This is a genomic window from Candidatus Chryseobacterium colombiense, assembly GCA_029203185.1.
GTDB lineage: Bacteria > Bacteroidota > Bacteroidia > Flavobacteriales > Weeksellaceae > Chryseobacterium > Chryseobacterium colombiense.
In genome coordinates this window covers 1,844,566-1,871,103 of sequence record CP119310.1, presented here as the reverse complement: position 1 = coordinate 1,871,103, position 26,538 = coordinate 1,844,566, and the positions used below count along the sequence as shown (strand labels likewise).

23 protein-coding genes and 2 tRNA genes are annotated in these 26,538 nt (G+C 35.0%); 11 read left to right on the top strand and 14 right to left on the bottom strand.

Annotated elements, in window-relative coordinates:
* Nucleotides 1-3: 3 nt before the first annotated feature.
* From P0Y62_08275 to P0Y62_08250, 6 genes are all read right to left on the bottom strand, one after another.
* Nucleotides 4-660 (bottom strand): DUF3575 domain-containing protein, encoded by a 657-nt coding sequence (locus P0Y62_08275; protein WEK71548.1) that lies wholly within the window; start codon nucleotides 658-660, stop codon nucleotides 4-6.
* Between the two features lie 7 nt (nucleotides 661-667).
* Nucleotides 668-1,843 (bottom strand): thioredoxin family protein, encoded by a 1,176-nt coding sequence (locus P0Y62_08270; GenBank protein WEK71547.1) that lies wholly within the window; start codon nucleotides 1,841-1,843, stop codon nucleotides 668-670.
* Between the two features lie 99 nt (nucleotides 1,844-1,942).
* Nucleotides 1,943-2,015 (bottom strand) — tRNA-Phe (locus P0Y62_08265).
* Between the two features lie 116 nt (nucleotides 2,016-2,131).
* Nucleotides 2,132-2,204 (bottom strand) — tRNA-Phe (locus tag P0Y62_08260).
* Between the two features lie 97 nt (nucleotides 2,205-2,301).
* Entirely contained in the window at nucleotides 2,302-4,140 is a 1,839-nt protein-coding gene (locus P0Y62_08255; GenBank protein WEK71546.1) for a lysophospholipid acyltransferase family protein, read from the bottom strand.
* 22 nt (nucleotides 4,141-4,162) lie between these two features.
* Entirely contained in the window at nucleotides 4,163-5,401 is a 1,239-nt protein-coding gene (locus P0Y62_08250; protein WEK71545.1) for an aspartate kinase, read from the bottom strand.
* A gap of 314 nt (nucleotides 5,402-5,715) precedes the next feature.
* On the opposite strand from P0Y62_08250, the gene fbp reads away from it, so the two are divergent.
* From fbp to P0Y62_08230, 4 genes are all read left to right on the top strand, one after another.
* Nucleotides 5,716-6,732: a class 1 fructose-bisphosphatase gene (gene fbp / locus P0Y62_08245; protein ID WEK71544.1), complete on the top strand. Its 1,017-nt coding sequence runs from the start codon at nucleotides 5,716-5,718 to the stop codon at nucleotides 6,730-6,732.
* A complete protein-coding gene (menC, locus tag P0Y62_08240; GenBank protein WEK71543.1) occupies nucleotides 6,732-7,739 on the top strand; it encodes an o-succinylbenzoate synthase in 1,008 nt (335 codons plus the stop codon). The genes fbp and menC overlap by 1 nt, the downstream gene beginning before the upstream one ends.
* Nucleotides 7,740-8,077: 338 nt before the next feature.
* Nucleotides 8,078-9,751 (top strand): glutamine--tRNA ligase/YqeY domain fusion protein, encoded by a 1,674-nt coding sequence (locus P0Y62_08235; GenBank protein WEK71542.1) that lies wholly within the window; start codon nucleotides 8,078-8,080, stop codon nucleotides 9,749-9,751.
* 94 nt (nucleotides 9,752-9,845) lie between these two features.
* Nucleotides 9,846-11,084, top strand: a complete 1,239-nt coding sequence (locus tag P0Y62_08230; GenBank protein ID WEK71541.1) for an MFS transporter — start codon at nucleotides 9,846-9,848, stop codon at nucleotides 11,082-11,084.
* Nucleotides 11,085-11,161: 77 nt separating this feature from the next.
* Here P0Y62_08230 and P0Y62_08225 read toward each other — a convergent pair whose 3' ends face one another.
* Nucleotides 11,162-12,127, bottom strand: coding sequence for a YpdA family putative bacillithiol disulfide reductase (locus P0Y62_08225; GenBank protein ID WEK71540.1), 966 nt, complete (start codon nucleotides 12,125-12,127; stop codon nucleotides 11,162-11,164).
* 136 nt (nucleotides 12,128-12,263) lie between these two features.
* Between P0Y62_08225 and P0Y62_08220 the strand changes: the two genes are divergently transcribed.
* The gene (locus tag P0Y62_08220) at nucleotides 12,264-12,902 is read left to right on the top strand and encodes a hypothetical protein (GenBank protein ID WEK71539.1); all 639 of its coding nucleotides are present in this window, start codon (nucleotides 12,264-12,266) and stop codon (nucleotides 12,900-12,902) included.
* A 50-nt stretch (nucleotides 12,903-12,952) separates the two neighbouring features.
* Here the strand turns inward: P0Y62_08220 and P0Y62_08215 are convergent, their stop codons facing one another.
* From P0Y62_08215 to P0Y62_08185, 7 genes are all read right to left on the bottom strand, one after another.
* Nucleotides 12,953-14,302, bottom strand: coding sequence for a glycosyl transferase family 1 (locus P0Y62_08215; protein ID WEK71538.1), 1,350 nt, complete (start codon nucleotides 14,300-14,302; stop codon nucleotides 12,953-12,955).
* Between the two features lie 123 nt (nucleotides 14,303-14,425).
* Nucleotides 14,426-16,960 (bottom strand): hypothetical protein, encoded by a 2,535-nt coding sequence (locus P0Y62_08210; protein ID WEK71537.1) that lies wholly within the window; start codon nucleotides 16,958-16,960, stop codon nucleotides 14,426-14,428.
* A gap of 34 nt (nucleotides 16,961-16,994) precedes the next feature.
* A complete protein-coding gene (locus tag P0Y62_08205; GenBank protein WEK71536.1) occupies nucleotides 16,995-17,225 on the bottom strand; it encodes a hypothetical protein in 231 nt (76 codons plus the stop codon).
* 70 nt (nucleotides 17,226-17,295) lie between these two features.
* Nucleotides 17,296-18,348 (bottom strand): DUF6263 family protein, encoded by a 1,053-nt coding sequence (locus P0Y62_08200; protein WEK71535.1) that lies wholly within the window; start codon nucleotides 18,346-18,348, stop codon nucleotides 17,296-17,298.
* Nucleotides 18,349-18,363: 15 nt separating this feature from the next.
* Complete coding sequence (locus tag P0Y62_08195) at nucleotides 18,364-19,485, bottom strand: serine hydrolase (protein ID WEK71534.1); 1,122 nt, start codon at nucleotides 19,483-19,485, stop codon at nucleotides 18,364-18,366.
* Nucleotides 19,486-19,488: 3 nt separating this feature from the next.
* On the bottom strand, nucleotides 19,489-20,247 hold the full coding sequence (gene rlmB, locus P0Y62_08190; GenBank protein ID WEK71533.1) for a 23S rRNA (guanosine(2251)-2'-O)-methyltransferase RlmB: 759 nt from the start codon (nucleotides 20,245-20,247) through the stop codon (nucleotides 19,489-19,491).
* Nucleotides 20,248-20,357: 110 nt separating this feature from the next.
* Nucleotides 20,358-20,831 carry a DinB family protein gene (locus P0Y62_08185; GenBank protein WEK71532.1) on the bottom strand — a complete coding sequence of 158 codons (474 nt, stop codon included), beginning with the start codon at nucleotides 20,829-20,831 and terminating at the stop codon, nucleotides 20,358-20,360.
* A 251-nt stretch (nucleotides 20,832-21,082) separates the two neighbouring features.
* Here P0Y62_08185 and P0Y62_08180 point away from each other — a divergent pair, with 251 nt between their 5' ends.
* From P0Y62_08180 to P0Y62_08155, 6 genes are all read left to right on the top strand, one after another.
* Complete coding sequence (locus tag P0Y62_08180; GenBank protein WEK71531.1) at nucleotides 21,083-22,087, top strand: MoxR family ATPase; 1,005 nt, start codon at nucleotides 21,083-21,085, stop codon at nucleotides 22,085-22,087.
* Nucleotides 22,087-22,542: a GNAT family N-acetyltransferase gene (locus P0Y62_08175; GenBank protein ID WEK71530.1), complete on the top strand. Its 456-nt coding sequence runs from the start codon at nucleotides 22,087-22,089 to the stop codon at nucleotides 22,540-22,542. Before P0Y62_08180 ends, P0Y62_08175 begins: the two co-directional genes overlap by 1 nt.
* A gap of 57 nt (nucleotides 22,543-22,599) precedes the next feature.
* The gene (locus tag P0Y62_08170) at nucleotides 22,600-23,463 is read left to right on the top strand and encodes a DUF58 domain-containing protein (protein WEK71529.1); all 864 of its coding nucleotides are present in this window, start codon (nucleotides 22,600-22,602) and stop codon (nucleotides 23,461-23,463) included.
* 169 nt (nucleotides 23,464-23,632) lie between these two features.
* The gene (locus tag P0Y62_08165) at nucleotides 23,633-24,535 is read left to right on the top strand and encodes a BatD family protein (GenBank protein ID WEK71786.1); all 903 of its coding nucleotides are present in this window, start codon (nucleotides 23,633-23,635) and stop codon (nucleotides 24,533-24,535) included.
* A complete protein-coding gene (locus tag P0Y62_08160) occupies nucleotides 24,528-25,520 on the top strand; it encodes a VWA domain-containing protein (protein ID WEK71528.1) in 993 nt (330 codons plus the stop codon). The genes P0Y62_08165 and P0Y62_08160 overlap by 8 nt, the downstream gene beginning before the upstream one ends.
* Complete coding sequence (locus tag P0Y62_08155; GenBank protein WEK71527.1) at nucleotides 25,520-26,527, top strand: VWA domain-containing protein; 1,008 nt, start codon at nucleotides 25,520-25,522, stop codon at nucleotides 26,525-26,527. Before P0Y62_08160 ends, P0Y62_08155 begins: the two co-directional genes overlap by 1 nt.
* Nucleotides 26,528-26,538 lie beyond the last annotated feature (11 nt).

The following is a 26,538-nucleotide window of genomic DNA, read 5'->3' as shown; positions in this document are numbered from 1 at the left end:
AGATTATTTTAATTTATAAGAGATCATTACACCTCCGCGATAAGGTAGCCACTCTCCACTTCTATCCCATTCACGTCCCATTCTGTCTCCTAGGTTATCATAACGGTCTCCACTTATTTTATCATATCCTTTATAAAAACTCTGCATGGTTCCTATTCCAAGATAAATATCTATATTCCATCTTTCTTTCCACTTGAATTGATATCCACCGACTGCTCCTAAAATAAATGTATATCCTTTTTGATAAAGATTGGATTGTACATACGGTGTTACTTCACCATCTTTATGTGTATAGAAGTTGTCATTCCAATAGTTCCATTTCTGTATATTGAAAGTACCTCCAGAAATATTGGCGCCAATATAAAACTTCTCAAAAGCTTTGCTGAAATAATACCTCCCGTCAAAACCTAATAAGTAAGCTTGTGCATGTTTTCCAGCAAATGATTTCCAGGGAGAAATAAGAACATCACCCTGTACCGTAAATTTTTTGCTTAATTGGTGTTCAATTCCCACATTTACAATACCGACAGGAATAAGTAATGCATTTCCTTTTACATATACTTTCATTTCTTGTTTTTCTTCAGGCACTTCAGCTGTTTGTGCACTTATGGTATGGAATGTAAATAACCCCAATAAGGAGATTAGAATTTTATTTTTCAAGACTTTATTATTTGATTTGTTTTAATAGTTCCTCTGCAAGACTCGCATCTTTGTTATTTTGAACTGCAATATTTCTGGACATTTCGGCAAAGTTCTTAGCCGTTTCTGTATTCCCTGTTAAAAAATAAATTTTTGCCAGGATATAAGTGTTTTCAGAAGTTTCACCACGCATTACAGATTGCTCTGCCCATTCAGCCGCTTTTTTTAGTGAGGATTTGTTTTTTACGTGCTCAGAAAAAATCCATGCTGCTTTCAAAAGTTCATTAGGTTCGAACGAATCTGTTTTTTTATAATATTCTAAAGCTGTTTTTTCATATTCCGTAAAGTTCGCCGTTTGTTCGTAGTAGGCTAATTTGGTCTGGTTTAATTTTGTCTGTGCTTCTTCTTTTCCTACTAAAGGTTCTGCCGTTTTCATGAAGTAATCTTCATTAATCCGCTTATTTTTTTCATCAATAGACTGTGCTACAACGTTAGATAAAATGAGCTGATGATCAAAATCTGAATAGGTTTTCTCAGGTAAGAATTTAATCACTTCTGATTTTCTTGAAACAAATACTTTATAATTGGGATCTTCTGTGGATTTTAGGAAATATAATAAATATCCGATCTCATCTTTAGTAAACTCTTCTGTTTTTTTCTTGTTTTCAAAATATCTTTCGGATGCTTTTTTAGCAAATTCAAAATCAGAAGTTGAGTTGAGTTTAATAATATTAATCAAAAATTCAGGATCTTTTTCACCTTTGGCAAATCTTTCTTTCAAAGAACCTTTAGCATTTTTGGGAGAATTGACATCCTGTGCCATGAGCAAGAACATGCTTTCTTCCATATATCCGTAGTTTTGAGAAACCAGTTCTCCTTCACCGTTTAAGAAAAGGTAAGTAGGGTATGAACGCACGCCAAATTTAGTGGCGACTTCCCTTCCTTCTCCTTTTTCCATATCAATTCGAGCATTGATGAAATTCTTGTTGAAAAAATCGCCTACCGATTTTGTGACAAAAACATTTTTCTCCATCATTTTGCAGGGGCCACACCAAGAGGCATAAGCATCTATGAACACCAATTTTTTTTCTTTTTTTGCTTTTGCTACTAAATCTTTAAAAGGAAGTTCCTGAAATTGAATTCCATCCTGAGCGAAGCTAAAAAGAGAAATAAATATAAACAGCCCGGAAACGATACTTTTCATTTTCAATTTGAAATTTAAAAAAGCGAAGATACTTATTTTAAATGAATGTAAATGGATGTTAAAAACAAAAAAAACCATCTCAATTGAGACGGTTTTAAGTGGTTTCTCCAGGAATCGAACCAGGGACACATGGATTTTCAATCCATTGCTCTACCAACTGAGCTAAGAAACCATTTGGCTTACTTCTTTTTTGAAGTGGTGCAAAAGTAATAATAATTATTAAACCCTGCAAATTTATTTTAAAACAGTTTTGAAAAGAAAACCACCTTTTTACAGGTGGTTTTTAAGTGGTTTCTCCAGGAATCGAACCAGGGACACATGGATTTTCAATCCATTGCTCTACCAACTGAGCTAAGAAACCATTCTTTTACTTCGTTGTTTTAAAGTGATGCAAAAGTAGTAAGTTTTCGTATATGAAGCAAGCGTTAATCCCACTTTTTTTAATAAAACTTAAAAACCTATTGATTTTCAGCCGAATTATTTTCCTCTTTTCTTATCTGTTCGCTCATTTCCTCTAATACAGGCTTTATCGTATTTTCAGGAAGGTCGCTTATTCTGATATACATCAATCCGTCAATAGCATCATTGAAGTTAGGATCAACATTGAAAGCAATTACTTTTGCGTTTTGTTTGATGTATTTTTTTATTAAAACAGGAAGTCTTAGTTCGGGTTCCAAATCGTCAATAATTTTATCCAACTTATTTAAGTCAGATTCCATTTCATCAAAGAAAAGGTTTTTATCTCTATCCCTAAGCTTTACTTTATATTCATTTCTTGGAGTAATATACTGAGCTACCGCAGAGTCATAATAATTAGAACGCATGAACTCAATCATCAGAGATTTTGAAAATTCGGAAAACTTGTTGGAAATACTTACGCCTCCCATTAGAAACTTATGATCCGGGTTTCTCAGGCAAACATGTACGATTCCTCTCCATAAAAGGAAAAGAGGAAGAGGTTTTTGCTGATATTCCTGACAGATATAAGCTCGTCCCATCTCAATGACTTTTTTGAAGAAAGGATGGATGTCCTGCTCAAATTCAAATAAGGAACTGGTGTAAAATCCTTTGATGCCAAATTTTTTCATGACTTCTTTCCCCAAAGCCATTCGGTAAGCCCCAACTAATTTTTCTTCCGCATTGTCCCAAAGGAAAAGATGATGATAATGCTTATCATATTCATCCAAATCAAAAGGAAGATTACTTCCTTCACCTACTGCACGGAAAGTGAGTTCTCTCTGACGTCCGATTTCCCTCATAATAGAAGGGATCTCTTCGTAAGAAGTGAAATATACCTCATAATTTCCATTGCTGAAAAACATTTTATCAGTGCCTTTCAGTTTATTGATGTCTTTAAGAATATCCTCTTTCGGAGTTTCGTCGATAATATTCTGAACGATATTTTCTTCTTTAAGTAAAGGAAATTTTACATAGAGATTTTGAAGATTGATACTTTGGGCTAAAGACTTTCTTTTCTCATAGTAAGATTTCATCATATAAACCTTACGTTTCAGAAATTCGCCCAATTCCTCAATGGTTTCCATATCATCCATTGCTTTCACTGTGATAGGCTTTCCGATCCTGATTCTGATAGGCTTTTCCCTGTCATTCATCATTTCTGCAGGAAGCATCAAAGTCTGTAAGTTCGGATGAAGTTTTGCCACCTGATAAAACAAACGGCTGTTCTTGGCATGGAAATACATAGGAACTACCGGTACTTTTGCCATTCTGATAAGCTTTAATGCAGGTTTTTCCCATTCCTTATCTAAAATTTCCCCGTATGGATTGTTTTTATTTGAAACTTCTCCTGCCGGGAAAATACCTATACAGCCCCCGTTTTGTAAATGCTTCAAGGATTCACGCATTCCGGATGAACTGCTGTAAGCGTCTCTTCTGTTCTCAAATGGATTTACGGAGATAACATAAGGCTCCATCGGTTTGATTTTTTCCAAAAGGAAATTCCCCATCACTTTGAAATCCGGGCGGATTTCGGATAAGATTTTACACATTAAAATACCGTCAATGGCACCCAGAGGATGATTGGAAACAAGAATAAACGGTCCTGTTTTAGGAATTTTAGCCAGATCCTCTTCAAAAGCAATGTAACTTAGGTTTCTTTCTCTCACAAATGAGTCGAAAAAGTCTTTATCTTCCTTGTCTTTTAGTTTATCGTATAATTTGTTAACTTCATTTATTTTTGCAATGCTCATTACAGCAGCTGCAATAGGATTCTTCATGAATCCCATTTTATTTAAGCCGGAAGCTTTAATCAAATCGTTTTTCGATATTAAACTCATGTGTGTTTAGTTGCAGTTTGCGTTATTTTGTTACCATTTGAAATGTATTCTTCGAAATTTGCTCCAATAATACACTTTTTTCCTGGTAAAATTTATTAATGTTCTCCATCTTCGCATTCCTTACAGTAAATAAAGATACATTTTTTACAACTTCAGTTTCAAATACTTTTTGCAGTTCATTATTAAGCTCATCAATAGTGTTGAACTTATCTTCCAGACATAAAGCTAATGAAATGGCTGAATTCTGCATCAAAGAAACTTTAATTTTATATTTAGATAAATACCCGAAAATTAAACTCATATGATCTTCTGCAATGAAGGAGAAGTCTCTGGTAGAGATTTTCAGTAAAGTTTGATTTTCTTTTAAAATATATGATTCTTCGTTTTGGTTTTTTTCTGAAGCGCCTACTTTTGTACCTTCTTTTGTAGGATCTACAAAAGATTTTACATAGAACGGAATGTTTTTTTGCTGAAGTGGCTGCAGTGTTTTCGGGTGAATAACACTTGCTCCGTAATATGCCATTTCTATGGCCTCTTCATAAGAGATATTTGACAATAGGGAAACATCTTCGAATTTTCTCGGATCCCCGGTCATGACTCCCGGAACATCTTTCCATATCGTCATAGCTTCTGCATTCAGACAATACGCGAAGATGGCAGCTGAGTAGTCAGAGCCTTCTCTTCCTAATGTTACGGTAAAATTGTTGTCGTCTGATCCGAGAAAGCCTTGTGTAACATAGCAGTTCTCTTTATTCAGATGTGAAATTAACTCTTCAGTATTTACCCAGTTAACAACCCCTTCTCTATAAGAGTTATCTGTTTTTATATAATCTCTTGCATCTAACCAACGGTTGGTAAACTGAATTTCATTTAAATATTCACTTACAATTTTCGTAGAAATCATTTCTCCACAGCTTACAACCTGATCGTATACAAAACTGTAATTTGGAGATTTGTTTCTTCTTAAAAAAGAATCTATATCATCAAAAAACAGATTTATTTCTGCAAAAACAGCATGGTTTTCAGGAAATAATCCTTCAGCGATCTCAATATGTTTTTGTTTTATCTTTCCAATTTCAGTTTGATAGTTATCTTTCTTGAAATAAAGCTCTACCACTTTTTCCAATTCATTAGTTGTTTTACCCATTGCTGAAATTACCAGCAGGCATTTTGAAAATCCCTGGCTTTTTAACACCATAGAGACATTCTTCACACTTTCAGCATCTTTTACCGACGCTCCACCAAACTTGAAAATCTTCATTAAATTGTTAATAATAAAATTGTTAGATAAAAATTTATGAGAGTTTTTTACGGGTGACAAAATTATGCATTTACGATGAGATATGAAATAGCCCTGCAATTGTACGAGCTTAAGATTTTATTAAAATTAAGAATTAGGTGAAATAATTCAGATTGCTTCAAGAAAAAGGGAGTCCTTTTTTATGATAAGGTGTTGTTTTACCTACTGAATAAGGTTTTATTGAATTGATAAACAGGTGATAAGGTCTTTTGTTGATAATTTTTTTTAGTTGTGATAAATTTTACGAAATTTGGAGAAAACGTAAAAAGAAAAATATGTCAGAGCAACCATTACAGACTTTAGGAGAATTTCTTATTGATAGACAAGATGATTTTCAGTATTCTACAGGAGAGTTTTCTCGTCTTCTTAGTGCAATAAGACTGGCTTCGAAAGTTGTAAACAGAGAAGTAAACAAAGCAGGCATTGTAGATATTGCAGGCGCTGCCGGAAACCAGAATGTTCAGGGAGAAGAACAACAAAAACTGGATGTGATTGCTAATGAAATTTTTATTACAGCATTGTCTCAAAGAGAAGTGGTTTGTGGGATTGCATCTGAAGAAAATGACGATTTTATTGATATTAAATGTGGTGAAAACGGGCATTTAAGTAAATATGTGGTTTTAATTGATCCTTTAGATGGTTCTTCAAATATTGATGTAAATGTTTCTGTAGGAACAATTTTTTCAATCTACAGAAGAGTTACCGAGCCGGGAACTCCCGTTCAGCTGGAAGACTTTTTACAAAAAGGAATTAATCAGATTGCGGCAGGATATGTGATTTACGGTTCATCAACAATGATTGTTTACACAACAGGAAATGGAGTGAACGGGTTTACATTGGATCCGTCTTTAGGAACTTATTATCTTTCTCATCCGAATATGACTTTCCCAAAAACAGGGAAAATTTATTCTATCAACGAAGGAAATTATATTAAATTTCCTCAGGGGGTTAAAAATTACCTTAAATATTGCCAGATGGAGGAAGGTGACAGACCGTATACTTCAAGATATATTGGTTCTTTAGTGGCTGATTTTCATAGAAATATGCTGAAAGGCGGAATCTATATTTATCCATCCTATTCGCAAGCTCCAAACGGTAAATTGAGATTGTTATATGAATGTAACCCGATGGCTTTCCTGGCGGAACAGGCAGGAGGAAAAGCTACAGACGGTTTCAGAAGAATTCTGGAAATTGAACCAACAGAGCTTCATCAAAGAATTCCTTTCTTCTGTGGAAGTGTTGAAATGGTAGAAAAGGCAGAAGAGTTTATGCGAATTGATAGCGTAAAATAATGAAAGCAGAATATTCAAGATATTTATTACAATTCAAACGCCCGAGTGGAACATCTCGTGGCGTTTTGCATGAAAAAGAGACCTTTATTTTAGAAGTTTCCGAAAATGGGAAAAAAGGAATAGGGGAATGTGCAGTTTTCAGAGGATTAAGTTTTGATGACAGACCGGATTATGAAAAAAAACTGCAATGGCTTTGTGAAAACATTAATCAGGATCCCAAGCTTTTAAAAGAAGAACTAAAAGAATTTCCCTCTATCTGGTTTGGATATGAACAGGCTGTTTTAAATTTAAAGCACGGAGAAAACTTATATTTTCCAAGTGAATTTACAGATGGGAAGACTGCCATTATAATCAACGGATTGATCTGGATGGGAGATGTTGGTTATATGGAGGAACAGATCCAGGATAAATTAGAAAAAGGCTTTCACTGTATTAAATTAAAAATAGGAGTCGACTGGAAATCTGAACATGCAGTTCTTCAGAAATTAAGACAAAAATTCTCAAAAGAAATATTGGAACTGCGAGTTGATGCAAATGGAGGATTCACGAAAGAAGAAGCACCAATTGTCTTGCAGCAATTGGACGATTTAAATATTCATTCCATTGAACAACCTATTAAAGCAGGAAACTGGAAAGATATGGCAGAATTATGCGCAAAAACTCCTACTCCGATTGCTTTAGATGAAGAATTAATAGGAATTATTGATTCAGATAAAAAGAAAGAATTGTTACAAATTATAAACCCCCAATATATTATTTTAAAACCAGCGTTGGTTGGAGGTTTTGAGGGAAGTAACGAATGGATTTCTCTTGCTGAAAAACAAGGTATAGGTTGGTGGATTACGTCTGCTTTGGAAAGTAATATCGGCTTGAATGCGATTGCTCAGTACACATTTACCAAAAATAATAGAATGCCTCAAGGGTTAGGAACTGGAGGGTTGTTCACAAATAACTTCGATACACAGCTGGAATTGAGCGGTGAGAAGCTCTATTTTAAAATTGAATGACCAAAAAAAGTCTAAAATCTTAAACTACGTTTTCTACAAAAATAACTTTTTTGATATAATCAACAAACTGTGAGAATTTAGATTTTATTTTTTTCATGATATAGTGATAATTTTTTCAAAAACGGTACTACACTCTTGGTGTTATTCTTGAAGCACAAAAATAAGATTAAAAATCTTTATTTGAACAATTATTTAAGTTTTTTTATCTAAGGCTTAGGAAAAAATAACAGATTGGTGAATTTTTTAAGTTCTATGTAATGACATTCAATTTTTTTTACCCTTAAATTTTCTTAAATTTGCAAATTGTCGTAGTATTCGACATCTTAAAGCGAATTTTAATGGAAGAAGAAAAAAAATCACTCAATTTTATTGAGCAAATTATCGAAGATGATTTGGCAAACGGTCTGGGAAGAGATCAGATCCGTTTCCGTTTTCCGCCTGAACCAAACGGTTATCTGCATGTAGGCCATACTAAAGCGATCTGCATCAATTTTGGTTTGGGTGAAAAATACAATGCTCCCGTAAACCTTCGTTTCGACGATACGAACCCTGAAAAAGAAGAGCAGGAATTCGTAGATTCTATTATGAAAGACGTTGAATGGTTAGGTTTCAAATGGGATAAAGTTTTGTACGCCTCCGATTACTTCCAGCAGCTTTACGATTGGGCAGTTCAGTTAATTAAAGAAAGAAAAGCTTACGTAGACGAGCAGCCTTCTGAAGTGATTACTGAACAAAGAAAAAATCCTGCAGAACCGGGAATTGAATCTCCTTACAGAAACCGTCCTGTTGAAGAATCTTTAGATTTATTCGAAAAGATGAAAAACGGTGAATTCGAAAGCGGATCAATGTCTCTTCGTGCAAAAATCGATATGACGTCACCAAACATGAATATGCGTGACCCTGTGATGTACAGAATTTTAAATAAACCTCATCACAGAACCGGTACGGATTGGAAAATTTATCCAATGTACGACTGGGCACATGGTGAATCTGATTATATTGAGCAAATTTCACATTCGCTTTGTTCGTTAGAGTTTGAAAATCACAGACCGCTTTATGACTGGTATCTGGATCAGGTATATGATGAAGGTAAGGTGAGAAACAAGCAGAGAGAATTTGCAAGGATGAATGTTTCTTATATGATCACTTCCAAAAGAAAACTGCAAAGGCTGATCGCTGAAAATGTAGTGAACGGTTGGGATGATCCGAGAATGCCTACAATTTCCGGAATGAGAAGAAAAGGGTATACCGCTACTTCTATCAGGAATTTTATTGAGAAAGTAGGAGTTGCCAAAAGAGAAAATTTAATTGAGCTTCAGTTATTGGAATTCTGCGTTCGTGAAGACTTAAACAAAGTGGCGAAGCGTGTAATGACGGTAGTTGATCCGGTGAAATTAATCATTGAAAACTATCCTGAAGGACAGGAAGAATGGCTGGAAACTGAAAATAATCCTGAACAGGAAAATGCAGGAACCAGAGAAATTCCATTCTCCAGAGAATTATATATTGAACGTGAAGATTTCAAGGAAGAAGCCAATAATAAGTTCTTTAGATTGAAATTGGGAGGGGAAGTCCGTTTAAAATCTGCTTACATCATTAAAGGTGAAAGAGTAGAGAAAGACGAAAACGGAAATATTACTACCATTTATGCGACTTATGATGAAAAATCTAAGTCAGGAAGCGGAACTGAAGAAAGCTTAAGAAAAGTAAAAGGTACGATTCATTGGGTTTCTGCAAAACATGCAATTCCTGTGGAAGTAAGAAATTATGATAAATTATTCACGGTAGAACAGCCTGATGCAGAGAAAGATGTGGATTTCTTAAATTTCATCAATCCGGATTCTGTAACTACAGTTCAAGGATTTGCTGAGCCTAGTTTAAAAGATGTTGCAGTTGGAGAACCTCTTCAATTCCAGAGAATTGGCTATTTTACAAAGGATCAGGATTCTACGGATACAAATTTTGTGTTCAACAGAACCGTGACCTTAAAAGACTCTTATAAGCCGGAGTAAAAATTGTTTATTTATATAAATGAAAACAGGGCTTAATTTTTTTAAGTCCTGTTTTTTATTTAAACAAATCAAATCATCATAAAATATAAAAATTGTGAAAATTATACATTTATATACCAATTCTTTCAAAGGGCTTTCTCGGGAAAGCTGGATGCTTGCGTTGGTAATGCTTATTAATCGGGCAGGTTCAATGGTACTTCCGTTTCTGGGAGTTTATATGACTGATCATTTAAAATTCAGTATAGAAAATACGGGAATTGTCCTCAGTTTTTTCGGGATCGGATCTGTAATAGGATCATGGTTGGGAGGCTATATTACCGATAAAATAGGAGAATATAAAGTTCAGTATATGAGCCTGCTGTTGAGTGTTCCTCTGTTTTGTTTAATTCCAGTTTTCAAAACAGAAGTTGGAGTGGCTGCGATTATTTTACTTCAGAGTATTATCAGTGATGCTTTCCGTCCGGCAAACTCAGTGGCGATTACAAAATATGCAAAACCTGAAAATATAACCAGAGCCTTTTCATTAAATAGAATGGCGGTCAATTTAGGGTTTTCAATAGGTCCTGCTTTGGGTGGAATCTTATCTGCTATTTCATACGAATTTTTGTTTTTCTCCAATGCTTTAGCAGCTTTGTCGGCGGGAATTCTCTATATTATATTTTTCAGAAAGCGTAATAAAATTGCCAGATTGAAAGCTAAAAAGGTGAAAGAGGCTGTTGAAATAAAGAAAGAAAATTCGCCGTATCGGGATGGTAAATTCTTGATTTACTGTTTCTTTTGTATGCTGTTCTCTATTTGCTTTTTTCAGTTATTCAGTACCTTAACGATTTTCTATAAGGATACAGCAAAACTAAGCCAGCAGAATATAGGATATATTTTAGGATATAGTGGTTTTCTGATTGTACTGCTTGAAATGGGATTTGTACAAATTGCAGAAAAGTATTTTAATCTGGCAGTAACGATGCTTTTGGGAACCTTTATTTGCGGGTTTTCGTATGCTATGATGGCATTTGATTACAGCATCATTACGTTAATAATTTCCATGACGTTGCTTTGTATTGGAGAAATCTGGACATTACCTTTCATGTCAACCATTACAGCTTTGAGATCCGGTAAAAACAATAAGGGAGCTTATATGGGATTGAATGGAATTTCATTTTCCGTAGCATTTATTGTCACTCCGTATTTGGGAACTTTAATTGCTGAAAAATTCGGATTCAATGTATTGTGGATCGGAACGGGAATATTGGCGTCAATTATTGCCATTGCTTTTTATTTTATTGTTCCTTGGTTGATTGGAGATAAAAAAGAAGAGTTAGAAATAGAAGGATAAAAATGAAATTTCGTCAAAAAGGCAAGCTTTTTTAAAGCTTGTCTTTTATTATTGAATCCTTAAAAAATAAAATAGATTTAGGACTTCGAAAGAATATTTTTTACAATCATTTCAGCATGAATTCTTGAATTTTCAATAAACCAAAGATGAGTGTCTTTTCCGCCACACACTACACCTGCAAGATATAAATTAGGGATATTGGTTTCCATGGTTTCAGGATGATAAACTGGATTCAGGCAATCTCCTTGTAACTCAATTCCTGAGTTTTTCAGGAAATCAAAATCGGGAAGATAACCTGTCATTGCTAAGACAAAATCATTTTCAATTTCTTTGATTTCTCCCTTTTCATCTTTAAAAATGACAGAATGCTCCTTAATTTCCATAATTTCTGAATTAAAGAATGCTTTAATACTTCCTTCCGCAATTCTGTTTTCAATATCCGGTTTCACCCAGTATTTTACACTTTTTGAAATTTCAGAATGACGAATAATCATCGTAACTTCCGCGCCTTTTCTATACGTTTCCAATGCCGCGTCTACCGCAGAATTGCTTGATCCTATGACCACAATTTTCTGTTGCGCATAAGGATAGGGTTCCGTATAATAATGTTTTACTTTCGGTAAGTTTTCTCCCGGAATATTCATCATGTTCGGAATATCATAAAATCCGGTAGAGATAATGACATTTTTAGCGTGATATTTTCCTTTTGTGGTTTCAATGGTAAAGATTTCATTTTCTTTGGATACTTTTTCAACCTTTTCGTATAAGTTGATGCTTAGATTTCGTTGTCTTGTAATTCCCTGATAGTATTCCAAGGCTTCCTGTCTGCCGGGTTTTGGAGAGGTCGATATGAAAGGAATATTGTCAATCTCCAGCTTTTCTGCAGTTGAGAAGAATCTCATGTATAAAGGATAATGATATAAAGAATTTACAATGGTTCCCTTTTCGATAATTAAATAAGTAAGATTGTTTTTCTGAGCTTCCAATGCACAATTCAATCCGATGGGACCTCCGCCGATAATAAGAATATCCAAAATTTCCATCTAACAAAAATACAAAAAACATGATGCAAAGAGCTTTTAGCGGTATACAAAAAAACTATGGAGATAATCATCAATCTGTATCTCATTCAAATATGGCATTGCTTTTGGTGAATTTTTACAGCAAACATTAAAAAATATGAAAAAACTATTTGTTTCATTACTCATTCTAAGTGTAATCGCCTGCAAGAAAAATCCGGATAAATTTATCAATGACAAAACCGATTCTACAGGATATGTAAAAACTGATGTTACAAAGATTAGTCCAGCTGAGGTGAATAAAGATCAGGAATTAAAACAACTTAATGAAGAGATTATTCAGGCTTTGAAGGATAAGGATTACAAAAAGTTTTCTGACTTTATTCATCCTGAAAAAGGAGTACGTTTTTCAATGTATGCTTTTGTGAACCCTAAAGAGGATAAGAATTTTTCTAAATCCGAATTCATGCAATATCAGCCGACTAAAACTCTTTTCACTTGGGGAACATTGGATGGTTCAGGTGATCTGTATAAGGCCACTATAGATCATTATCTTACAAAATGGGTGTATTCAAAGGATTTTGCAACAGGGCAGGTCGCTCTTAATGAATTTTTAGGAAAAGGAAATTCACTCAATAATCTAAAGGCAATCTACCCAAAAGGAGATTTTACAGAGAATTATATAAAAGGATCAGAAGCCAATGCTGAGATGGACTGGAAAAGCCTTCGTCTGGTTTTTGAAGAGCTTAACGGAAAATATTATCTAGTTGCGGTGGTTAATGATCAATGGACAATATAAAATATTAACGCAAAGATTTTAATCTATATAATCTTTGCGTTTTAAAATTTTTAACCCAGTATTTCAGACAATTTTTTGGTTAGGTTTTTTCTGGAGAACTGCTCAATATTCTGCGTATTGTCAGAAAGGCTTCCGTTTTTCCACAGCTCAAATTTTTCTAAAATAAAGCTCTTGATGATTTCGGAATCATTATAGCTGAAATGTTTTCCTGCTTTAGTTTCATTCAAGATTTTTGAAACATCGGCGTCATTTGGTCCGAAAGAAATAATCTGTTTTCCTGTAGCAAGATATTCAAAGATCTTTCCGGGAATAATTCCTTTAGAAGATTCATTAGGGAAGTTGGTGATCAATAAAAGTGAGGATTTCGCCATTTCTTCAATCGCTTTGTCATGAGACAGATACCCCAGATTTGAAATATGATTCCTTAATCCTGTGTTTTCAATTTCGTGTAAGATTTTATCATCTACTCTTCCTGCAAATTTCAAGCTGAAGTTCTCTGAAAAATCCGGATTTGTTTTCACCAGATCATCAAGTGCCTTCCAAAGGTTTTCAGGATTTCTTAATTGTTCTAAAACACCGATATAGCTTAATGTGAATTGGGCTGTACTGGTAAGTTGTGAAGGCGTTGAGTTGTTGAGTTGAGTTTTTGAATTTTCAACAGACGATTGAACAACTTCACGATTTAACATCTTCACATCTTCATCAAATCCATTGGTAATACAAACTGCATTGGCTCCGTTTTTTCTGAAGTTTTCGGCATCTGTATAACTTGTCGCTAAAGTAATATCTGCGTTTTTAAAAACGTCACTTTCCAATTGGCGGTGCTTCTTATCCGAACTTTTGGTAAGTTTTAAATGTTTATAATAGGAGATTTCCGTCCACGGATCACGAAAATCAGCAATCCATTTTAAATCGGGAAGTTTCTTTTTTAAATCTAAACCAATTAAATGTAAAGAATGGGGTGGACCGGAAGTCACTACAACATCAATCTTATTTTCTTTTAAGTACTTTTCCAAGAACTGTACTGAAGGTTTTACCCAGAAAACACGAGCATCGGGAATGAAAAAATTTCCTCTTACCCAGATCGAAAATTTTGATTTCCAGCTTTGATTTTTTCCTACATCAAATTGTCCGGCTTTGAATTTTTTATTGCTTTTATTCAGCTTTTCTGCCAATTGATAGGGCTCCCAGATTTTTGTCTTTACAATTTCAATATTCTCAGGAACGTCTTTCAGTAAACTTTCATCCAATAATGGATAGCTTGGATTTTCCGGAGTATAAATGATAGGTTTCCAACCAAAATCAGGTAAATACTTTGCGAATTTCAGCCACCTTTGAACACCAGGACCTCCCGCAGGAGGCCAGTAATAGGTGATGATCAATATTTTTTTGTGTTCCATTAATTGTAGAGTAAACGATACGTTCTTTTGTCATTCTGAGTGAAGTGAAACGGAATGAAGAATCTCATTTAAAGTAAAGAATCTTCACTACGGCTTGCTTCATTCAGAATGACAGAGTGTAATTTATGCTTCTTTAATAACGATTTCCTTCTTCTTTTTATTTAAAAGAAAAATTCCAAATCCGCTTAATATGATAAATAGACCGAAACAAAGAAGAGAGATCCATTTTCCTTTTTCAATAACTTCCGGCTCGAAGATCATTCTTATATTATGATTTCCTGCAGGAACGTGAACTGCACGAAGCAGATAATCTGCTTTGATGTAAGGAACTTCTTTTTCGTCCACAAACATTTTCCATCCATGAGGATAGTAGATCTCAGAGAATACGGCTAACTGAGGAGTTTTTGATTTTGATTTGAATTCAAGCTCATTCGGCTGATATCCGGTTAAGCTGATCGTTGCAGTAGAATCTGCCTGAACGGGTTTGTTACTGAAATATTCTTTATCAGAAGAAGCAATTACCGCTGTTTTCTTGTTATTAATAACTCCGATAGACTTAATTTCTTCATTCGGGGTATTTACAAATTTTAAATCACTTACAAACCATGCATTTCCATTTGCAGTTGGATTTGGAACTGCTTGAGGCTGTTCTGGTCCTCCGACTACCCAATATTTTGCATTTAAAAGGTTCAGGATATTCGGAACTTTTACAGAATCCATTACCTGGAAGTATTCGTTGATGACGTCATCATATCTTCTCAGTTTTACAGCGTGATAGCCTCCAATTGAAGATTTGAAATATGAAGTGTTAGTCTCGCTGAATGTTCCTAAAATATTATTGAAAATTCTGTAGTGTGTTTTGTCTTTTTCGGCAATGGTTTCCAACGTCTTATTGACATTTACATTGGCTATAATAGATTCCAGATTAGGATTACCCTGAACTTTTTCAGCCAGAAGATCTGAACTTTCAGTCTGGAAAGGATTCTCGGCAAAAATCTTGTCTACATAGTTATCATCGTTTAAATACCGTTTGTTAACTGACCATAGATCGAATAAACTTACCGCACCAATAATAATTAAAGCTATATTCTGATTTAATTTTTTCTTTAAACATAAGAATAAAAGAATAATAGTAATCGCAACATAAATAAATGCTTTGATAGCGTCTATTCTGAATAGCTTAAATCGCTCTTCTGTAAGATAATCCAACAGGAATGGAGGTAAATATGCCTGCTCATTATCTGTATGGAACCCTAATAAAGATTTTCCAAAAACAAGAAGAATTAAGATCAAACCTAATGTTCCTCCGCCTACATACGTAAGAATTTTCTGTTTATATTCTTCTGTCAGCTTTTCATCTGTAAAGAATCTGTACAGTCCGATAATTGCAATTAACGGGAATAGTAATTCAACTACTACTAAAATAGATGACGGAGCCCTGAATTTATTATAAAACGGAACAAAATCTATAAAGAAGTCTGAAAGGGCCATGAAGTTGCTTCCCCAAGCTAAAAAGATGGTAAGAATGGAAGCTCCTAAAATCCAGTAACGGTATTTTTTAGAGGCAAAGAAGAATCCTAAAACAGCTAAGAAACAGACAATCGCTCCCTGATAAGCAGGTCCGGAAGTTCCCGGTTGGTCTCCCCAATACGTAAGACTTCCGAATCCTTTGGAAATTCTGTCGTACTCGGTTTGGGATTCTACATTCTGCTGAACCAGCTCCTGAATTTTTGCCATCATTTCTTTTCCTTCCGGCTCCTGACTTCCGCCTCCCATCAATCTTGGAATGAAAAGGTTTAAGGTTTCCAGTTTTCCGTAGCTCCACATCAGCATACTTTCTTTATCCATCCCTGAGTTTCCTCCGGTATGACTGTCGTTGGTTAAGATCTGCTTTCCACGTACGGTTTCTTTGATGTATTCGGAGTTGGCCATGATTCTTTGGGAATTCATTCCAACACCGATTAAGCATGATGCTGCAATGATTCCTGAAGAGATCAGGAAGTGTTTTACTTCTGTTTTCTTTTGGATGACTCTTACAATTTCAGAAATAAATAAAAAGCCTAATGCAATAAACAGGTAATAGGTCATCTGCGGATGGTTCGCTGCAATCTGAAGCCCCATGAAAAGGGTTGTGACAATGAATCCCCAAATGTATTGTTTCCGCATATAAACAAGTAAAATCCCAGCTAAAAGCGGTGCAAAATACTCAAGTGTATTGATCTTACCGTTGTGCCCTGCCGCAATGGCAATATAAAAATAGGTGGAAAGCCCAAAAAATGTAGCGCCCAGAAGAGCATATTTCCAGTTTCTGACTACTACCATTCCTAAAAGGAAAAATCCTGAAAAAAGTAAGAAGATATAATTGACAGGTCTTGGAAGAATGTTCAGATAGCTGTCAATTTTCTTAATAATATCACCATTAAATCTGCTTCCCATCTGGTAAGTAGGCATTCCTCCGAACATAGAGTCGCTCCAATAGGTTTCGTTTCCTGTATCAGCTCTGTAGTCCAAAAGTTCTTTTGCACCTCCTCTGTACTGTACAATGTCATGCTGGAAAAGCTGTTTTCCCGTGAAAACAGGAGTAGAATATAAAAATGCTAAAACTATAAATACAACTAATGAAATTGCAATATAAATTAAGTTTTTATTTTTCGCCATATTGATGGTTATTATCTTTTATTTTTCGGAATTGTTACCTTTTATCTTTGCTCTCTTTTACCTCTTCAAAATCTACGGTTTCTGCATCCCAGTTAAGATTCTGTTTTCCTTTTTGTGAACTATGAATGTCCTGCTGTTTGTTGTTTGAGCCATTATTGTTGTTAAATCTGTAACTGTAAAAAGTTTTAAAGAAAATTCTTTTCAGAATATTCCAGACAAAGAAAATAATAATAGCAGAGAGTACTAACTCAAGAATGTACTTCATAATTTTTGATTTTTGTTCAAAGTTTAAAGTTCATGATTTAAAAATCACTTCCCTTAAACTTTTTCTTTTCTTATTTACCGGAAGGGTTTACCATAACAGAAGAGTTTGAAATACTTTTCATAGACTGAGATTGTTTCCCGTCTGAAATGGTTTCAATCTGTGATGTTTTTACATTGATGTTCTGGTTGGTAATCCATCCTGTATTTTGGTCAAACTTAATGGTTCCGTTTTGAACAAGCTCGCTGCTCATGCTGTGTGTAACAGGGCCTTGTGCCTGTTTTTCAGTTTTTTTAGGAATTCCTCCTGAAATAGAAACTTCTACGATACCATTTCCTGCACTTTTTAAAGTGTAGTTAGACGTTACTTTTATTTTTCCGTTAGGATCTGCGTTTTCACTGTTTGTCCATTTTTCTCCTATTTTTACTCCTTTTTTAGGAATAAGTGTCAGGTTTTTTGAAAGTTGGTCTTTCAATATTTTTTCATTGAAGCTTTCTTTCAAGTTGGCTGTTACTCCTGCTTTCTGAGCTGGATCTTTTACAAGAGCTCCCACTGCATTAGCAACTTTTGTGTAGATAGGGTCAAAGCCTGTAATTGAGATCACATTCCCTTTAGTATCCATTTTTACATTCAGCTTATTGCTGGTAAGGGCTCTGTTAACGATCCAAAGCATCTTAAGATCTTCCTCTTTAGGTTCCGGAAGTTTGGTATCTACAACAAGTGTTTTACCTTGAGCCGACTGAGAATTTCTTTTGGCAACAAGATTGAGTGTCAGATCATATACATTTCCTTTGAGGTCATTCACTACAAAATTCATCTCATCGGTAGACTCGCTGGTTGCAGTGATCGACTTTCCTTGCGGATCGGTCATGGTTTTTACATCTCTTTGGTAAGTGGTAAGCGGATATGTTTTTCCTTTTTCCAATTTAAAAGACTGTTTGAAGATTCCCAATGAGTCTTTAATAGCAGGATTTGCCTCTACTTTTACAACAGAATCTGCCGGAACTTCTACCGTTACTGTTTTTCCTGTTTTAGGATCTACTTTTGTAATTTTTGCCGTTTCTTTTTTATTACAAGAAACCAATGCTATCGTTGAAACTAGCGCAAGCGCCGCAATATTCTTCATTTGAATTTTTTAATTTTATTTTTTACTACTATTTCTTAATATACTGTCTGCAATATCCTGCAGTTTTCCTTGAGACTCTCCGTCGGATTCATTAGAAAGGACGACTACACCCATATTTTTTGAAGGATAGATTTGGAGCACACTCGAAAAACCAAAAGTTCCTCCTGTATGAAAAATGGTTTTAGTTCCGTCATCATACGTATGAATTCTCCAATATAATCCTATTTGATCACCTTCACTTTTTACCACCGGAGTATGGGAAGCTTTTACATACTGATCATTTTCATTAAGTTGATATTGCATGTATTTCACCAGATCTTCCGTTGTAGAGAGAATTCCGCCTGCCGGTGCAATAATGGTGGTCATATTTCTGGGCATTACCTTTCCTTTTTCATTATAGCCGGTCAAAAGCTTTGCAGAATCTGTACCAACTATGGTCTGATTCATTTTTAAAGGCTTCGTAATATATTCTGACAGGATATTCTCATAGCTTTTATGATATACTTTTTCAAGAATATCACCTGCAATCTGCGTTCCTGCATTTGAATATTTATAATCCGTTCCCGGCACAAAAGCTACTTTTGCCTCATGAAGATCTTCATAAAATTTCTTTTTGGAATAATTTTTATAAAAATCGGATAATATCAAAGCTACAGAATCCATAGGCTTCTTAAATGTTTCGGACTGATCCGGTAAAAACTGCGGCAATCCCGAAGAATGATTGGTAAGATTAGCAATCGTTATCGGATGCTTTTCAAACTCAAGATTGGGATAATTTCCGGTTAAATACTTTCGGATATCATCATCCAATTTAATTTTACCATCCACTAAAGCATGGGCTAAAAGTGTTCCTGTAAAAGTTTTGGTGATGGAGGCAATCTCGTAAATACTTTTGGAAGTCGGAAGTTGTGACTTTCCTAATTCTGTTGTTCCGTAATTATAAAAATAACTTTTACCATCTCTAAAAATTCCTATAGAAATCCCAACACGGGCCGGATCCTGCATATAAACAGAAGCTTCCTTTTGAACTAACTGATCAAGTTCAGTTTTCAGAGGATTGTCTGTAGGAATTTCCTTCGTTTGAGCATTACAAGTGAACACTGCAAAACATAATGGCAAAAGAAATTGAATTTTCATAGATTATAAATTTGGAATTGCAGCCATTTTCTGCCTTACCGCTTCATATAAAATAGCTCCACACGCAACAGAAACATTCAGAGACTGTGTTTTTCCTTCAATCGGTAGCTTTATTTTTTCATCTGCATGATGAAGTACTTCTTTAGAAATTCCTGTTTCCTCATTCCCCATTACAACCGCACAAGGTTCTTTGAAATCTACATCATAGATCAGCTTTTGAGCTTTTTCACTTGCGGCATATACGGAAATTCCGCTTTGCTGAAGGAAATCTACAACATGTGCTAAATTCGGTTCTTTACAGATTTTTACGTTGTAAAGTGCTCCTGCAGAAGTTTTTATTGCATCTGAATTAATAGGAGCTGCTCCTTTTTCCGGAATAATTACAGCATCAACGCCTACACATTCTGCAGTTCTGCATATTGCCCCGAAGTTTCTCACATCTGTTAATCGGTCAAGGATTAATAAAAACGGAGTTTTCCCTTCTTCAAATAGCTGAGGAACAATATCTTCGATTTTATGAAACGGGACATCCGAAATAAAGGCAACTACACCTTGGTGATTTTTTCTTGTAAAACGGTTCAGTTTTTCAACCGGCACATAGTTGGGACGGATTTTATTTTTGGCTAAAATTGCTTTTAATTCAGCATAAATGGGTCCTTGCAAAGCATTTTGCACGAAGACCTTGTCAATCGTTTTTCCCGCTTCAATTGCTTCAATTACGGGACGTAGCCCGAAAATAAAATCATCTTTTTTATCTGTCATCTTATTATTTTAAATAGTGAATTGTCAAATGTCAATGTTACTTTGTAAGTCAATTTTTAGCTAAAAATTCATAGTTCACTATTAACTTGCGAAGCAAAATTCACATTTAACTATCTTCCTTTTTCTCCTAAAATTGCTCTTTTCTGAGACATCACATAGCCGTAATGCAGGCTTTCATGCATATTGTTGAAAATAATGGCATCCTGAATGCTTTTCAAATCCATCCCAAAACTTGTCGTATAAGGCGTGTAATCCGAAAAGAAATCACTGTCATAATCTTTCATTAAAATTTTTGAAGTTTCAGTCAGTAAAAACTCCAAATCTTCCACTTCCGATTTCTGAACATCGAAATTAGGTAAAGTCCCTTTTTTGTAGGTTTCGATCCAGTATTTGTCTATTCTGAAAGGGTTTCCGCTTAAATAGTAATGCAAAAGTTGCTGTGTGGCAACGGTGTGGGCAATGTTCCAGTATATGTTATTGTTGAAGCCGTCAGGAATCAGCAAAAGATCTTCGTGAGAAGTGTTTTGAAGGATTTCTAGAAGGTTTTTTCTTACTTGTCTGTGAGCTTGAAAATGATAATTCATTTTGCAAAAATTTTAATCACCAAAAATAGTTTAATAAACTGGAAATGACAATTTTTGAACGGCAGATTGAAGCAAAATTTATATATTTTTATGAAAAAATAAAATAATCGCATTGAGTTTTAAGGTTTCAACTATTTTGAATCTCGCATTATTGCCGGAATATTTAACAAACTTTAACTCAAAAATGGCATCCATTGTGTTGATTAATGCAAGTATTTATTAGAAATTTACCAATTATTTTAAATTAAATTATGTCAGATACGTATCAAGCAGAAGACATCCGCCAGCTGACGGAAAAAGTAAAAGAAAAAAACTACTTATTTTCTCTTCTGAGACAGGAAATCAATAAAGTGATTATCGGCCAGGAATATATGATAGACCGTCTTTTAGTCGGACTTCTGGGGAATGGTCACGTTCTTTTGGAAGGAGTTCCGGGTTTGGCAAAAACACTGGCAATCAAAACCTTGGCAGATGCTGTTCATGGTGATTTTTCAAGAATTCAGTTTACCCCGGATTTATTGCCTGCAGATGTTGTCGGAACAATGATTTATAATATTAAAGACAATGATTTTTCAATAAAAAAAGGGCCTGTTTTTGCGAACTTCGTATTGGCGGATGAGATCAACCGTGCTCCGGCAAAAGTACAGTCGGCTTTATTAGAGGTAATGCAGGAAAAGCAGGTAACCATTGGTGACGAAACCATGAAGCTTCCAAAACCTTTTCTGGTACTGGCGACGCAGAACCCGATCGATCAGGAAGGTACTTATCTTTTACCGGAAGCTCAAAGCGACCGTTTCATGTTGAAATGTACGATTGATTATCCGAAATTTGAAGATGAAAGAACCGTGATGAGAATGGTTTCAACCTCGCATCAACCCACGGTAAAACCGGTTATTTCTTTACAGGATATTGTAGATGCAAAAGAGCTGATCAATCAGATTTATCTTGACGAAAAGATTGAAAAATATATTCTGGATATGGTTTTTGCCACCCGTTTCCCGGAAAATTATGGTCTTGCAGAATTGAAAAATTACATCGGTTTTGGAGCTTCACCAAGAGCGTCAATCAATTTAGCAATAGCATCAAGAGCTTATGCATTTTTAAAAGGAAGAGCATTTGTCATTCCTGAAGATGTAAAAGAACTGGCAAAAGATGTGTTGAGACACAGAATTGGTTTGACTTTCGAAGCTGAAGCTGAAGAAATATCCACAGAAGAAATTATTAATAGAATTTTAGCTAAAATACAGGCTCCGTAATGAATGAAGTAATGATTAGAAAGGCAGTTCAGGAAGATTGTGCTCCGATGTTGGAATTAATTAAAGAACTGGCCGATTATGAAAAGGCGTTGCATGAAGTAACTTTGACTTTAGAGCAATTTATTGAAGACGGATTTGGGAAATCCTCGGTTTGGGGAGCTTTTGTGGCTGAATATAATGGAGAAATTGTTGGAATCTCTTTGTATTATGACAGATATTCAACATGGAAAGGAAGAAGACTATATCTTGAGGATTTGGTGGTGACGGAAAAGCTGAGAGGAAAACAAATCGGGAAGAAATTATTTGAAGCAACGATGGAACACGGAAAATCCAATCAATACAACGGAATGGTTTTTCAGGTGTTGAACTGGAACGAACCGGCGATTAATTTCTATAAAAAATACAGCCCGAAATTTGATGATGAATGGTTTAATGTTTCTATAGAATTTAAATAAGTTGAAAATTGATGAGTTTCTCAAACTTAATCTCAACCTCAACATTAAAATTAATTTATGCAGATAAAAGATATTGTAAAAAAAGTCAAGCAAATAGAAATCCGTACCCGAAAGAAGACGGAAGCTACTTTGATGGGACAATATCACAGTGCTTTTAAAGGGCAGGGAATGACCTTCTCGGAAGTCCGTCCGTATCAGTTTGGCGATGAGATCAGAAGAATTGACTGGAATAAAACAGCACGTTTCCGTGAACCATTCGTGAAAGTGATGGAAGAGGAAAGGGAATTGACGATGATGCTACTCGTAGATATTTCTGCTTCCATGGATTACGGAACAAAAACTCAGCTGAAAAGAGAATATGTTGCAGAAATTGCAGCAAGTTTAGGCTTTTCTGCTGCAGGGAATAATGATAAGGTAGGTTTGATTTTATTTGCAGATAAAGTATATAAGGTAATTCCTCCGCAAAAGGGGAGAAAACATATTCTTTCAATTATCAGTAATATTCTCACGGCAGATTATGTTCCTGCAGTGTCAAGAATTGATAAGGCCATGGAATATATGATGGGAATTTTCAAGAGAAAATCTCTGGTATTTCTCTTCTCGGATTTTGAAGATGAATATGATTCCAAAATGCTGAGAGTGGCTTCAAAAAAGCATCAGTTGCTGGGAATGAGGATTTTTGATGAAAAAGACAATGAAATTCCTGATGTCGGCTATACTTTATTGTATGATGCGGAAACTGGAAAGCAAATCTGGGCAAATACTTCCAGTGCAAGGTGGAGATATACTTTTGCAGAAGCCCAGAAACAGAAGTTGAGAGCTTTAGAAGAGGATTTTGCCAATAGTTCAGCGAGTTTTATGAATATTAATACAGGCTCCGATTACTCAAAGTTATTGTATAACTATTTTCAGAAGAAATAAAAATAAAGCTTCTTCTGTCATTCTGAATGCAGCGTAAGCGAAATGAAGAATTTCTCAATTTGAACTTAACGGCATGTTTTTAAATGCTAAGTTTATTTGAAAAAGTAAGAATATTAATATTTAGATTCTTCCTTTGTCAGAATGACAAGTGTGATTTTAAAATTTAAAGATAAAATTGAAAAAACTACTATTCATATTTTGTTTTTTGATCTGTGCGAATGCTTTTTCGCAGATCCTTTCTTCCAGCGTTGAGAAGAAAACCATTGCTTTGGGAGAACTCAATCATATTGTGATCACCATTAATAATCTACACGATAAAAAAGTTTCTGCCGCTCCTGAAAATGAGCTTCTGCCTTTTCATTTTGAAGAAGTAAAAGACAGTATTGCCCAGACTAAGGATATTTATTACCGGAGAATTGAATTTGCGGTATTTGAAGAAGGAACTTTTAAAATTCCCGAACTGGAATTCAAAGTGGATGGAAAGGTTTTAAAAACAATTCCCTATGAAATAGATGTCATTAATACGGCAAAAAAAGGCGATCAGATTAATGATATTATGAACAATAAAGGGGTAAATCTGGAAGTAAAAGATTATTGGGAACTTTATAAATGGTATATTTTAGCCGCTCTTTCAGTGATAGCCTTAATTATTGCGATCATTATGTTTATTAAATGGGGAAGGAAAGCTAAAGATTCTCCTGTAGTAGCAACCAATCAGACTTTGAAAGAGTTGGATTCCTTAAAGAAGAAAAAATATGTGGAAAGTGGAGACTACCGCTCATTCTATGTAGAACTGATCGATATTTCCAGAAAATTTATTTCCAGACAATATCATTTGCCCGCAGATGTGTTATTGACAGATGATTTAATTGATTTGATGAAAAAAAATAATACCATTTCTCAGGAAAACGAAAAAGTAGTGGAAGAGGTCTTCTTGCGCGGAGATCTGGTGAAATTTGCTAAAACCTTTCCGGATCAGGAAGCCATGGAAAAAGATTTTGCAAATATCAGAGAATTTGTAAAGCGCTCATCAAAGGATTTGGAATTTGAAAACTTGAGAAAGGATGTTTGATTTTGAATTTTATAGTCCGTGGTTCTTGCTTCTTTTTTTACTGTTTATTCCTCTTTTAATTAAAGATATAAGGAAGCAGAAAAGAAAAGGAATTAAAGTTCCTACCGTGAAAAATATGAGCAGTAACAATGGTGTTCTGCCGGTACTTTTTTTACTGAAAATATCGAAGTATATCATTCTTTCTGCCTTGATTATTGCGATGGCAAGACCAAGAACGTTTACCATTTCTCAGGACAGGGATGATACGAAAGGAGTCGATATTATGCTTTCTGTGGATGTTTCTTTAAGTATGCTGGCAAAAGATTTAACTCCGGATCGTTTAAGTGCTTTGAAGGATATTGCGGTTAAGTTTGTTGAAAAACGTCCAAATGACAGGATTGGTTTAGTTGCGTATTCCGGAGAAGCGTTTACGAAAGTACCGGTAACTTCCGATCATCAGGTTGTTATAGATGAACTGAAAAATCTGAATCCAATGGAGCTTCAACCGGGAACGGCGATCGGAGAAGGACTTTCTGTTGCGGTCAATCACCTTAAAAACAGCAAGGCTAAAAGTAAGATCATTATCCTTATGACAGATGGTGTGAATACAATCGAAAATGCAATGCCGCCACAAATTGCCGCTGAGCTTGCCAAAAATAATAATATCAAAGTATACTCTATCGGAATCGGAACCAATGGCTATGCTTTAATGCCTACACAGACCGATATATTCGGAGATTTAGTATTTACAGAAACTGAAGTTAAGATTGATGAACCGGTTTTGAAAGAGGTGGCGCAGATGACGGGAGGGAAGTATTTCAGAGCAACGTCGAATTCGGGATTGGCTGAAGTATATGATGAGATTAATCAATTGGAAAAATCTGATATCAAGGTTTCCAAACTGTATAATTACGAAGAATATTTTAAGATTTTTCTTTGGATTGCATTGGGAATGCTGATTTTTGATGCTTTATTGAGATGGGTATTTTATAAATTGTTAAGCTAATGGATTGGTATTTAGGAAACTACTGGTATTTGTTATTGCTGTTGCTATTGCCGTTTTTGGCTGTACTGCTGATCCGTTTTTTTAAATGGAAAAAGAAAAGAAGAGATGCATTTGCAGAGCATCAGTTTCATGAACAGTTATTTGAAAAAAGTTCAGGGTTTACAAAATTTTTTCCTGCTTTATATCTTTTAGGAACTCTGTTTCTCATTTTTTCTATTATTGATCTTTTGAGTGGTTCCAATGAAGTTCAGACCAAACAGAAGCTGAATAATGTGATCTTCATGCTCGATGTTTCTAATTCTATGAATGCGGAAGATGTGGAACCCAATCGTTTAATGGAAGCGAAGAATGTGATGATCAATACCATGCAGCAAATGAAGAGTGATAAAATAGGTGTAGTGATTTTCGCGGGAGAGGCCACTTCTATTATGCCTTTGACAACTGATTATTCTTCTGCGGAAACTTATATTAATGGCATTGAAACCAATTCCATGCAGATTCAGGGAACGGATTTCCTGAAAGCGATGGAAGCGGCTGCTGCAAAGTTTAAAAATGTAAATAAAGGAGCCAGAAAAGTAATTTTGTTAAGCGACGGAGAGGATAATGAAGGTAACGATGCGGCGGCCATACGACTGGCAAATAAAGAAGGAATTATGGTGACGACCGTAGGAATCGGAACAGAAGAAGGAGCACCCGTTCCTGAATATTCTTTCGGTCAGTTAATGGGATATAAATCTAACATGAACGGAGAAACGGTAATCTCTAAAAGACAAACGGAAGCTCTTCATAAAATAGCTGAATCAACAGGAGGAGAATATATTGACGGAAATAACATCAATGAAACGCCCAATAAAATTCTTGATTTTCTGAGTAAAAAATCATTCTCTTCGGAGACGTTGGTAAAATCGCAAAATGCGAATCATTATTATCAATATTTTTTGGGGATTTCAATTTTATTCTTCTTTTTAATTTATATATTTAATCCTAAAAGAGATTTTAATGTTTAATTTTCTGTTTA